We start from the raw sequence: 12,182 nt of genomic DNA, 5'->3' as shown, positions 1-12,182 counted from the left end.
GCGCATAATATCTCATCAACCGTTGCTGACAGGCCGTTAAGGCCAGGGATGAAAGATGAAACATTTACGCGTGGTGGCCTGCATGATCATGCTGGCGCTGGCGGGATGCGATAACAACGATAAAACCGCCCCGACGACTAAAAGCGAAGCGCCAGCCGTAGCGCAGCCCTCGCCCGCGCAAGACCCGGCACAGCTACAAAAGCTGGCGCAGCAAAGCCAGGGCAAAGCGCTCACGCTATTAGACGCCTCCGAAGCGCAGCTCGACGGCGCGGCGACGCTGGTGCTGACGTTTTCAATTCCTTTAGATCCTGAACAGGATTTCTCCCGTGTGGTTCACGTGGTTGATAAGAAAAGCGGCAGCGTTGACGGCGCATGGGAGCTGGCGCCAAATTTAAAAGAGCTAAGGTTACGTCATCTGGAACCTGAGCGTGTGCTGGTGGTCACGGTTGATCCCGCCGTTAAGGCGCTGAATAACGCCACCTTCGGCAAGTCTTATGAAAAAACGATTACCACGCGTGATGTCCAGCCCAGCGTCGGCTTTGCCAGCCGGGGATCGCTGCTACCGGGGAAAATCGCGGAAGGACTGCCGGTCATGGCGCTTAACGTCAACCATGTTGATGTAAACTTTTTCCGCGTTAAGCCCGGATCGCTGGCGTCATTTGTCAGCCAGTGGGAGTACCGTAGTTCTCTCTCTAACTGGGAGTCCGATAATCTGCTGAAAATGGCGGATCTGGTTTATACCGGTCGTTTTGATCTTAATCCGGCGCGTAATACGCGTGAGAAACTGCTGCTGCCATTAAGCGATATTAAGCCGCTGCAACAGGCGGGCGTATATGTGGCGGTAATGAATCAGGCTGGACACTACAACTATAGTAATGCCGCTACGTTGTTTACCCTTAGCGATATCGGCGTGTCCGCGCACCGTTACCATAATCGGCTGGATATCTTTACGCAAAGCCTGGAAAACGGCGCGGCGCAGTCGGGAGTTGAGATCGTTCTTCTGAATGATAAAGGTCAGACGCTGGCGCAGGCGACGAGCGACGCGCAGGGACATGTACAACTGGAGGCTGATAAAGCGGCGGCGCTATTACTGGCGCGTAAAGAGGAGCAGACCACGCTGCTCGATCTCACGCTTCCGGCTCTGGATCTGTCGGAATTTAATGTCGCTGGCGCGCCCGGCTACAGCAAGCAGTTCTTTATGTTCGGCCCGCGCGATCTCTACCGACCGGGCGAAACGGTTATCCTCAACGGATTACTGCGCGATAGCGACGGTAAAACGCTGCCCGATCAACCCGTTAAGCTGGAAGTGGTAAAACCAGATGGACAGGTGATGCGTACCGTCGTCAGCCAGGCGGAAAACGGGCTATACCGTTTGAATTATCCGCTGGATATCAACGCGCCGACCGGCTTGTGGCATGTCCGCGCCAACACCGGCGATAATTTGCTGCGGAGTTGGGATTTCCACGTGGAAGACTTTATGCCGGAGCGGATGGCGCTCAACCTGACGGCGCAAAAAACACCGCTGGCGCCTGCGGATGAGGTGAAATTCTCCGCTGTCGGCTATTACTTGTATGGCGCGCCTGCTAACGGCAATACCCTGCAAGGGCAACTTTTCCTGCGTCCGCTGCGCGACGCTGTCGCGGCGTTGCCTGGCTTCCAGTTCGGCAATATTGCCGAAGAGAATCTTTCGCGCAGCCTGGACGAAGTTCAACTGACGTTGGATAAAGGCGGACGTGGTGAAGTGAGTGCTGCCAGCCAGTGGCAAGAAGCGCATTCGCCGCTGCAGGTAATTCTACAGGCCAGCCTGCTGGAGTCTGGCGGTCGTCCGGTCACTCGTCGCGTAGAGCAGGCGATTTGGCCTGCCGATACGTTACCGGGAATTCGTCCACAGTTCGCCGCCAAAGCGGTATACGACTACCGTACGGATACCACCGTTAATCAACCGATTGTCGACGAAGACAGCAACGCCGCATTCGATATTGTTTACGCCAACGCGCAGGGCGAGAAAAAAGCGGTGTCCGGTTTACAGGTGCGGCTCATCCGCGAGCGTCGCGACTATTACTGGAACTGGTCGGAAAGCGAAGGCTGGCAGTCGCAGTTTGATCAAAAAGATCTGGTGGAGGGCGAGCAGACGCTGGATCTGAACGCGGATGAAACCGGAAAAGTCAGCTTCCCGGTGGAATGGGGCGCGTACCGTCTGGAGGTCAAAGCGCCGAATGAGACGGTCAGCAGCGTTCGTTTCTGGGCCGGCTATAGCTGGCAAGATAACAGCGACGGTAGCGGCGCGGCGCGTCCGGATCGCGTCACCCTCAAACTGGATAAAGCGAATTATCGTCCAGGCGATACCATGAAATTGCATATCGCCGCGCCGGTCGCCGGTAAAGGTTATGCCATGGTGGAGTCCAGCGACGGTCCGCTGTGGTGGCAGGCGATCGATGTGCCGGCACAAGGTCTGGAGCTCACGATTCCGGTGGATAAAACCTGGAATCGCCACGATCTCTATCTCAGTACGCTGGTGGTGCGTCCCGGCGATAAATCTCGTTCCGCGACGCCAAAACGCGCCGTGGGGTTACTACACCTACCGCTGGGGGATGAAAATCGCCGCCTCGATCTGGCGCTGGAAAGCCCGGCTAAAATGCGCCCGAATCAGCCGCTCACCGTCAGGGTGAAAGCCAGCGTTAAACACGGCGAAATGCCAAAACAGATCAACGTGCTGGTCTCCGCGGTCGATAGCGGCGTATTGAACATCACCGATTACGCGACGCCGGACCCGTGGCAGGCGTTCTTCGGTCAAAAACGCTACGGTGCGGATATCTACGATATTTACGGCCAGGTCATTGAAGGGCAGGGGCGGCTGGCGGCGTTGCGTTTTGGCGGCGATGGCGACGCCCTTAAGCGCGGCGGAAAACCGCCGGTAAACCATGTCAATATCATCGCGCAGCAGGCGCAGCCGATCACGCTCAATGAGCAGGGCGAAGGGGTCGTAACGCTGCCGATTGGCGACTTTAACGGCGAACTGCGGGTTATGGCGCAGGCATGGACAGCGGACGATTTTGGTCGCGGCGAAAGCAAAGTCGTTGTCGCCGCGCCAGTGATTGCCGAGCTGAATATGCCGCGTTTTCTGGCGGGAGGGGATGTTTCGCGACTGGTGCTGGACGTCACCAATCTGACCGACCGCCCGCAGACGCTGAATATTGCGCTCGCCGCCAGTGGGTTACTGGAACTGCTTAGTCAACAGCCGCAACCGGTCAACCTGGCGCCGGGCGTGCGCACCACCTTATTCGTTCCGGTACGCGCGCTGGAAGGTTTTGGCGAAGGCGAAATCCAGGCGACCATTAGCGGTCTGAATCTGCCGGGAGAAACCCTCGGTGCGCAGCATAAGCAGTGGCAAATCGGCGTGCGTCCGGCCTGGCCTGCCCAAACGGTAAATAGCGGCATTGCGCTGGCGCCGGGAGAGAGCTGGCATGTACCAGAGCAGCATCTGGCAAACGTCTCGCCAGCCACGTTACAGGGACAACTGCTGTTAAGCGGAAAACCGCCGCTCAATCTGGCGCGCTACATTCGCGAACTGAAAGCATATCCGTACGGGTGCCTGGAACAAACCGCCAGCGGGTTATTCCCGGCGCTGTATACCAATGCCGCTCAATTGCAGACGCTCGGTATTGTCGGCGATAGCGATGAAAAACGGCGCGCCGCGGTGGATATCGGCATCTCACGGGTACTACAGATGCAGCGTGATAATGGCGGTTTTGCGCTATGGGATAAAAATGGGGCGGAAGAGCCCTGGCTAACGGCCTACGCGATGGATTTCCTCATTCGCGCGGGCGAGCAGGGATATAGCGTCCCGCCGGAGGCGATTAACCGGGGCAATGAGCGACTGCTGCGCTATTTGCAGGATCCCGGCACGATGCTGATTCGTTATAGCGATAATACACAGGCCAGTACTTTTGCCGCTCAGGCTTACGCCGCGCTGGTACTGGCGCGTCAGCAGAAAGCGCCGCTCGGCGCGCTGCGCGAAATCTGGGAGCGCCGTAGTCAGGCGGTTTCAGGACTGCCGCTGATGCAATTGGGCATCGCGTTAAATACGATGGGCGATGCCAGACGCGGCGAAGAGGCCATTACGCTGGCTCTGAATACGCCGCGTCAGGACGAACGTCAATGGATAGCGGATTACGGCAGTTCTCTGCGCGATAACGCTCTGATGTTGTCGTTACTGGAAGAGAACAACCTCAGACCGGACGCGCAAAACGCGCTATTAAGCTCGCTTTCTGAGCAGGCCTTCGGTCAGCGCTGGCTCTCTACCCAGGAGAACAATGCCTTGTTCCTCGCCGCGCATTCGCGACAGGCCAGCGCAGGCGCCTGGCAGGCGCAGACCTCTTTAGAGGCGCAGCCGCTGGCGGGCGACAAGGCGCTGACCCGTAATCTGGATGCTGACCAGTTGGCCGCCCTTGAGGTGACGAACACCGGTAGCCAGCCGCTATGGCTGCGTCTGGATAGCAGCGGCTATCCCTCATCTGCGCCTGAGCCTGCCAGCAACGTTTTGCAGATTGAACGACAAATACTGGGGACCGATGGTCAGCGCAAATCGCTGTCCTCGTTGCGTAGCGGCGAACTGGTGCTGGTCTGGTTAACGGTAGTGGCCGATCGCAATGTGCCGGATGCGCTGGTGGTGGACCTGCTCCCGGCCGGGCTGGAGCTGGAAAACCAGAATCTGGCTGACAGCAGCGCCAGCCTGCCGGAGAGCGGTAGCGAAGTGCAAAATCTGCTTAATCAGATGCAGCAGGCGGATATTCAGTATATGGAATTCCGCGACGATCGGTTTGTGGCTGCCGTCGTTGTCAATGAGGGCCAGCCCGTGACGCTGGTCTACCTGGCGCGCGCGGTAACGCCGGGGACGTACCAGCTTGCACAACCGCAGGTGGAATCGATGTACGTGCCTCAGTGGCGGGCAACCGGCGCGAGCGAGGGGCTGCTGATTGTGACGCCTTAAATGAACGGTTGGCGTGGTAAACGTGGCCGCTGGCTGTGGCTGGCGGGCGCGCCGCTTTTTATTTTCCTGGCGTTATGGGCAGCGGATAAACTCTGGCCGCTGCCGCTCAATGAGGTCCATCCTGCGCGGGTCGTGGTAGCCCATGACGGTACGCCGCTGTGGCGCTTTGCCGACGCCGGGGGGATCTGGCGTTATCCGGTGACGATTGAAGAGGTCTCTCCCCGCTACCTGGAGGCCCTAATCAATTACGAAGATCGCTGGTTCTGGCGGCACCCTGGCGTTAACCCTTTCTCCGTCGCGCGCGCGGCATGGCAGGATCTTACCGCCGGGCGCGTTATTTCCGGCGGCAGTACGCTGACTATGCAGGTGGCGAGACTGCTGGACCCGCATTCGCGCACGTTCGGCGGTAAAATCCGCCAGCTTTGGCGCGCCTTCCAGCTTGAATGGCATTTGTCCAAGCGCGATATCCTGACGCTGTACCTGAACCGCGCGCCGTTCGGCGGCACGCTACAGGGTATTGGCGCTGCAAGCTGGGCCTACTTCGGCAAGCCGCCCGCGCGCCTGAGCTACGCTGACGCGGCGCTGCTGGCCGTATTGCCGCAGGCGCCGAGCCGGCTACGCCCCGACCGCTGGCCTGCGAGAGCCGAAGCGGCACGAAATAAAGTGCTGGATCGGATGGCGGCGCAGGGCGTCTGGCCTGCCGAAACGGTACGCGAGTCGCGTGAAGAGCCGGTCTGGCTGGCGCCGCGTCAAATGCCGCAACTGGCGCCGCTTTTTGCCCGAATGATGTTGAGTAAAAGCCAGAACGACAAAATTGTGACCACGCTGGACGCCGGATTGCAGCGGCAACTGGAAGATCTGGCGCGGGCATGGAAAGGGCGGCTGCCTGCACGCAGTTCGTTGGCGATGATCGTTGTCGATCATACCGATATGAGCGTGCGCGGTTGGGTAGGATCGGTAGACCTTAATGACGACAGCCGTTTTGGTCATGTCGACATGGTAACGGCGATCCGATCGCCGGGATCGGTACTCAAACCCTTTGTGTACGGTCTGGCGCTGGATGACGGCTTGATCCATCCCGCATCATTATTACAGGACGTTCCGCGCCGCACCGGAGATTACCGCCCGGGAAACTTCGACAGCGGATTTCACGGCCCGGTCAGCATGAGCGACGCGCTGGTACGCTCGCTGAATCTGCCTGCCGTTCAGGTGCTTGAAGCCTATGGGCCGAAACGATTTGCGGCAAAACTGCGTAACGTCGGCCTGCCGCTATATTTGCCTGCTGGCGCGGCGCCCAATCTTTCGCTGATTCTGGGCGGCGCGGGCGCGCGGCTTGACGAGATGGCGGCGGCATACAGCGCGTTCGCTCGTCATGGGAAAGCGGCGAAACTACGGTTACAGCCGGACGATCCGCTGTCGGAAAGACCATTAATGTCGCCGGGAGCGGCGTGGATCATTCGACGGATTATGGCGGATGAAGCGCAACCCTTGCCGGATAACGCGCTGCCGCGCATTGTGCCGTTGGCGTGGAAAACCGGCACCAGCTACGGCTATCGCGATGCGTGGGCTATTGGCGTTAACGCGCGCTATATCATCGGCATCTGGACAGGCAGACCCGACGGCACGCCTGTGGTGGGGCAATTTGGTTTTGCCAGCGCGGTGCCATTACTTAACCAGGTCAATAATCTGTTACTGGCGCATACGGGACGCCTGCCGGAAGATCCGCGTCCGCAGACGGTAAGCCGCGGCGTCATTTGCTGGCCGGGTGGACAGACTCTGCCTGCCGGAGACAGCAACTGTCGCCGCCGACTGGCGACATGGCTGCTTGACGACAGCCAGCCGCCCACGCTGCTGTTACCTGAGCAGGAAGACATCAACGGTATTCGTTTCCCGGTCTGGCTGGATGATACGGGGCGGCGTGTCGCTGCCGACTGTCCGCAGGCGCGTGCGCATACGTTTATCGTCTGGCCGCGGCCGCTGGAGCCGTGGCTGCCGCCTGCGGAAAGACGTAGCGCCCGCTTGCCCGCGGCGTCCGACCACTGTCCGCCGCTACAGGGCAATGATGCCGCGCCGTTAATGCTGTCAGGAGTGAGGGATGGCGCGGTGATCAGGCAATTGCCAGGCCAGGAAAACGTCACGCTGCCCGTCTCGACTACCGGCGGCAAAGGGCGTCGCTGGTGGTTTTTAAATGGCGAACCTGTTAATGGCGAAAATAATCGCCTTTCTTTATTACTCAATATCGCTGGACGTTATCAACTTGTCGTAATGGATGAGTCCGGTCAGGTTGCAGCGGTTAATTTTGAATTAATACGTTAACAACTCTTCAGAATAAATTATGAATTTCATTTAATTTAAAGTTAATGAGAATTATTAATTTTTCCGGAATTACCCTTAATGAGGGAGCTTGATAAATATCAAGAGATCTAACACTTAAAAACGTGAGAATGGGTTTTTATTTGACGAGTCGGATCATGAAAAATATAAAAAGCCAGGGAAATGGCGAACAGCCCGCTATTTCTCGCCGCCACTTTATCCAGGCCAGCTCCGCGCTTATTGCGTTACCGTTTGTCTCCTCGCCAGCTACCGCTCAGGCGCGTGCTGTGACGGCAACTGAAAACAGGCCTGCGGAAAAAGTCGTTCAGACATGCAGCACTTTTGACTGCGGGGGCAAATGCGATATTCGGGCGCATGTTAGTGACGGTATCGTGACGCGAATTTCAACGCGACCGGATAATGCGCTGGATGCGCAAATGCCGGTGATGCGTGCCTGTGTTCGTGGACGCGCATACCGTAAATTTGTTTATCATCCTGACAGACTTAAATATCCCATGAAGCGCGTAGGAAAACGCGGTGAAGGAAAATTCGAGCGAATTTCCTGGGATGAAGCGACAACCTTAATCGCCGATAATTTAAAATCGATTACTGAAAAATATGGCCCGGCTTCGCGCTATGTTCATGTTGGCACCGCCGTTTCCGGCGGCACCTTTTCCGGCGATAAAATGGCGCGTCGCCTGCTGAATCTGACCGGCGGCTATCTCGAAAGCTACCATTCTGTGAGTATGGGCAACACGGCGGCCGCGACGCCTTATACTTACGGCATTGCCGCCAGCGGCAGTTCGCTGGATACGCTTTTGGACACCAAACTGGTGATTCTGTGGGGCCATAACCCGACGGAGACCATTTTTGGTCATACCAACTATTTCTTGCAGAAGATGAAGCAGAACGGTACGCGGTTTATCGTGGTCGATCCGCGCTATTCCGACACCGTTTCGTCGCTGGCGGATCAGTGGATCCCGCTACTGCCCACCACCGACAATGCGCTGATGGACGCGATGATGTACGTCATCATCAGCGAGAATCTGCACGATCGCGCATTTATTGCGCGCTACGCTATCGGTTTTGACGAAGACTCAATGCCGGAAGGCGTACCGGCTAACGAATCGCTGGTGGCGTATCTGACCGGCGCCAAAGACGGTGTCGTTAAGTCCCCCGAGTGGGCGGAAAAGATCACCCATGTGCCGGCGCAAACCATACGCCAGTTAGCGCGTGATTACGCGAATACCAAACCCGCCGCGTTGATTCAGGGGTGGGGACCACAGCGCCACAACTGCGGCGAGCGCACCGCGCGCGGCTCGACCCTACTGGCGACCATTACCGGTAATGTCGGCATCAAAGGCGGTTGGGCTGCGGGTTACGGCGGCTGCGCTAACCGTAAATTCGCCGCGGGTCCGGAGATGCCGGATAACCCGGTAAAAGCCAAAATTTCGGTGATGAACTGGGTGCAGGCCGCAGACGACGCCAGCAAAGTGACGCCGGATATGGGGCTGAAAGATGCCGATAAGCTGGACAGTAACATTCGTATTCTGTTCTCGCTGGCCGGGAACTATCTGGCGAATCAGAACCCCGATCTGCACCAGGCGGTACGCGTACTGGAGGATGAATCAAAGATCCAGTTTATTGTCGCCAGCGATCTGTTTATGACGCCGAGCGCGAAATACGCTGATCTACTGCTGCCGGAAACCAGCTTTATGGAACGCTGGAACATCGGTGAAACCTGGGGTACGGCAAGCTACCTGATACTCTCTGAAAAACTGATCGAGCCTGAATTTGAGCGGCGCTCCGACTACGACTGGCTACGTGAGGTGGCGGCGAAATTAGGCATTGAGAATGAATTTAGCCAGGGGCGCGATGAGAAAGCGTGGATTGAACACATCTGGGAACAGACGCGCCTGGCGATGCCGGACGAAAATCTGCCGGATTTCGCCACGCTGCAAAAGACCCGTCAGCATCTGTTCAAAAGCGCGCCATTTATCGCCTTTGAAGACAATATTCGCGATCCGGAAAATCATCCGTTCCCGACGCCGTCAGGGAAAATAGAGATCTTCTCGAAGCGCCTGTACGACATGCAGCATCCGGAAATCCCGGCGTTATCGCACTACGTTCCCGCGCATGAAGGCCCGGAGGATGCGCTGGCGAAAGATTTTCCGCTCCAGTTAATTACGTGGAAAGGAAAAAACCGCGCCAACTCAACGCAATACGCTAACCCGTGGCTGATTGAAGTGCAGCAGCAGACATTGTGGATCAACCCGCAGGATGCGCAAAAGCGCGGCATTACGCATGGCGACATGGTGCGCATTCATAACTCACGCGGGATTTGCGAAATCCCGGCGGAAGTGACGCCGCGCATTATTCCCGGCGTTGTCGCGATGCAGGCCGGCGCCTGGTGGCAGCCGGATGAGCACGGTATTGATAAAGGCGGCTGTGCGAACGTCCTCAGCTCGGCCCGTATTACCGCGCTGGCGAAGGGAAATTCACATCAAACCATGCTGGTGGAGGTGGCTAAAGCATGAGTCAGTTTACACATTACCCGCCGGTGAGCGATAAACAACTGGGGTTTTTCATCGACTCCTCACGCTGCTCCGGTTGTAAAGCCTGCCAGGTGGCCTGCAAAGACAAAAACAATCTGGAAGTAGGCCGTCGTTTCCGCCGCGTCTATGAAGTCAAGGGCGGAAGTTTCATCCCGACCGGGCAGGGCGGGGTCAGCAATAACGTATTTGCTTATACGCTTTCCATTTCCTGCAACCACTGTGCGGACCCTGTCTGCACCAAAAATTGCCCGACTACCGCTATGCATAAACGCCCGGGCGACGGCATCGTGCGCGTTGATACCGACAAATGCGTCGGCTGTGGCTATTGCGCCTGGTCCTGCCCTTACGGCGCGCCGCAGCTTAACGAGCAGACTGGCCAAATGTCCAAGTGCGACATGTGCGTTGATTTACTGGCGAAAGGTGAACCGCCCGTCTGTGTTGCGACCTGTCCGCTGGAGGCCATCAAGTTTGGCCCGATTGATGAACTGCGCGCGAAGTACGGTAGCGTATGCGACGTTAACGGGCTGCCAGACTCATCCATAACCAAACCTAATCTGGTTGTCAAAGCGCATCAGGGCGCAGAAAAAGAGGGTAAACGCCATGCATGAGTTACCGCTGCTGATTTTTACGCTCTGTTTGCAAGGGTCTGTGGGTGTGACTCTGTGGCTGGCGTTGGGCCGCCAGTACGCCGTAGAGGGACGCGTGCCTGCACGCGGCGCGCTTCCCGCGATGGCGGGGGCGTTTGTACTGGCCTGCGTGGGGCTGCTTGCTTCAGCGCTGCACATGGGCTATCCCCTGAATGCGCTAAATGCGTTACGTCATGTCGCCAGTTCGTGGCTGAGTCGCGAAATCGTCTTTGCCAGCCTTTATCTGGCGGCGCTGGGGCTAGGGGTTGTGCTGCTGTTTTTCCGAAAGCCAGGCTGGCAGCCGCTGCTGGCGCTGGCGGCAGCGTTTGGGCTGGTGGATGTATTCTGCATGGCGCAGGTTTATATCCATGCCTCGGTGGCGACCTGGCAGCATAGCAACACGCTGGCGCTGTTCTTTGGCACGTCAGGCATTATCGGCTCGGTAGTCATTGCGCTGGCTTATCTACGCAACGCTGGCGCCGCAATGCGCTGCGCTGTGGTGGTGGTCGCACTGATGGTGCTGATTCGCCTGATCATGCAGCCGCTATGGCTGGCGGATATTAATGCGGTGGATACGACGGTCGTCACTTTCCCGCATCATCCGCTACAGGCGCTGGCGCAGTTGCGTGACGTCTATCTTCTCGGCTGGTGTGTCTCAGCGGCGGGAATGCTCTGCTTTGCCGCAGGCGGTCTGCGAAACGCCAGAGGGACTCTGGTGGCGGGCAGCGTATTGCTGCTTCTCGGCGAGATTATGCTGCGCTACGTCTTCTTTAGTATTGGCTGATGGTTAACCTGACGATCGATCCGGCGGTAGACGTGACGCAGGCCTGCGTCCGTCGTCGCTTTCGTTTTTCTTCCTGCCGCGCTTGCACCGATGTTTGTCCGGCGCAGGCGTTTTCGCTGGCGCAGGGGCAGGTCAGCATAGATACGACACGCTGCATAGCCTGTGGCGACTGTCTGTTTGTCTGTCCTGTTGACGCCATTACCGGTATCAAACCGGTTAAACGCTTTGTGCAGGGGGATACGTTGGTGGGGCCGTTTTCGCTACAGGCGCCAACGGTCGATGAACTGCTTCTCTGGCACAGCCAGTACGGTATTCGCTTTATTGATATTGCGGTGGAGCGATCGGCGCAGTGGCTGATGGCGCTGGCGGGGCTAAATTTAGCGCTGCGCCGCTACGGCGAGCCGGGCTGGTCTTTCAAACACGTTGTCGGCGCGGAGATTAACGCCTCGCGGCGCACTCTGTTTCATGTTCCGCGCGACGCCATTACCCCGTGCGCCGTCGAGCCGGGGAAACGGCGTCTCAGACAGGCGTTTTCCGCGTTCAGCGAATGCGTACCCGAAATCAGTCCGCAAGAGTGCAGGATGTGCGGCGCCTGCTGGCGAAGCTGCCCGGAGAACGTTATCCAGTTTGACGACAATACCCTGACGATAGCGGCGGCGCGTTGTACGGGATGCGGCGGCTGTGCGGCGGTATGTCCGCATCAGGCGCTGCGGCTGCGGTTTGACGTGGAACCCGCCTCAACGCGGCATAGTGCGGCGTATACGCTCACCTGCGAAAGCTGCAAACGTACTTTCCATGCTCTCACGCCTGAACACACGCACTGCGTGCTGTGTCAGTCCCCTGAGTTTGCTGTGCGCCTTTAACTTTTGTTGCTAATGCTCATTTTATTTTAAAAAAATGTTACCTGCATCCAT

General features: G+C 57.8%; 6 protein-coding genes. All 6 read left to right on the top strand.

From position 1 onward, the window contains the following. Positions 1-55 precede the first annotated feature (55 nt). Positions 56-4,990: an alpha-2-macroglobulin gene (locus ABVN44_RS17045; protein WP_023232553.1), complete on the top strand. Its 4,935-nt coding sequence runs from the start codon at positions 56-58 to the stop codon at positions 4,988-4,990. After that, positions 4,991-7,306, top strand: a complete 2,316-nt coding sequence (gene pbpC, locus ABVN44_RS17040) for a peptidoglycan glycosyltransferase PbpC (protein WP_048348788.1) — start codon at positions 4,991-4,993, stop codon at positions 7,304-7,306. It begins immediately after the preceding gene. A 155-nt stretch (positions 7,307-7,461) separates the two neighbouring features. Next, positions 7,462-9,840 carry a DmsA/YnfE/YnfF family dimethyl sulfoxide reductase gene (locus ABVN44_RS17035; protein WP_023231852.1) on the top strand — a complete coding sequence of 793 codons (2,379 nt, stop codon included), beginning with the start codon at positions 7,462-7,464 and terminating at the stop codon, positions 9,838-9,840. Then, the gene (locus ABVN44_RS17030) at positions 9,837-10,466 is read left to right on the top strand and encodes a DMSO/selenate family reductase complex B subunit (RefSeq protein WP_000077436.1); all 630 of its coding nucleotides are present in this window, start codon (positions 9,837-9,839) and stop codon (positions 10,464-10,466) included. The genes ABVN44_RS17035 and ABVN44_RS17030 overlap by 4 nt, the downstream gene beginning before the upstream one ends. Further along, complete coding sequence (locus ABVN44_RS17025) at positions 10,459-11,268, top strand: dimethyl sulfoxide reductase anchor subunit family protein (protein ID WP_020899084.1); 810 nt, start codon at positions 10,459-10,461, stop codon at positions 11,266-11,268. Before ABVN44_RS17030 ends, ABVN44_RS17025 begins: the two co-directional genes overlap by 8 nt. Further along, positions 11,268-12,131: a 4Fe-4S binding protein gene (locus ABVN44_RS17020; RefSeq protein ID WP_048348787.1), complete on the top strand. Its 864-nt coding sequence runs from the start codon at positions 11,268-11,270 to the stop codon at positions 12,129-12,131. Before ABVN44_RS17025 ends, ABVN44_RS17020 begins: the two co-directional genes overlap by 1 nt. The last annotated feature ends 51 nt before the right edge of the window (positions 12,132-12,182 follow it).

The organism is Salmonella sp. SJTUF15570 (assembly GCF_043357055.1).
GTDB classification, from domain to species: Bacteria; Pseudomonadota; Gammaproteobacteria; order Enterobacterales; family Enterobacteriaceae; genus Salmonella; species Salmonella enterica.
Note: the sequence above shows the minus strand (reverse complement) of the source record. Positions and strands in the feature narration are given on the sequence as shown.

What these genes read in the sequence shown, in the direction of transcription:
- ABVN44_RS17030 (WP_000077436.1), top strand. Translation starts at nt 9,837, where the DNA reads ATGAGTCAGTTTACACATTACCCGCCGGTGAGCGATAAACAACTGGGG.
- ABVN44_RS17035 (WP_023231852.1), top strand. Translation starts at nt 7,462, where the DNA reads ATGAAAAATATAAAAAGCCAGGGAAATGGCGAACAGCCCGCTATTTCT.
- ABVN44_RS17025 (WP_020899084.1), top strand. Translation starts at nt 10,459, where the DNA reads ATGCATGAGTTACCGCTGCTGATTTTTACGCTCTGTTTGCAAGGGTCT.
- ABVN44_RS17045 (WP_023232553.1), top strand. Translation starts at nt 56, where the DNA reads ATGAAACATTTACGCGTGGTGGCCTGCATGATCATGCTGGCGCTGGCG.
- ABVN44_RS17020 (WP_048348787.1), top strand. Translation starts at nt 11,268, where the DNA reads ATGGTTAACCTGACGATCGATCCGGCGGTAGACGTGACGCAGGCCTGC.
- pbpC (WP_048348788.1), top strand. Translation starts at nt 4,991, where the DNA reads ATGAACGGTTGGCGTGGTAAACGTGGCCGCTGGCTGTGGCTGGCGGGC.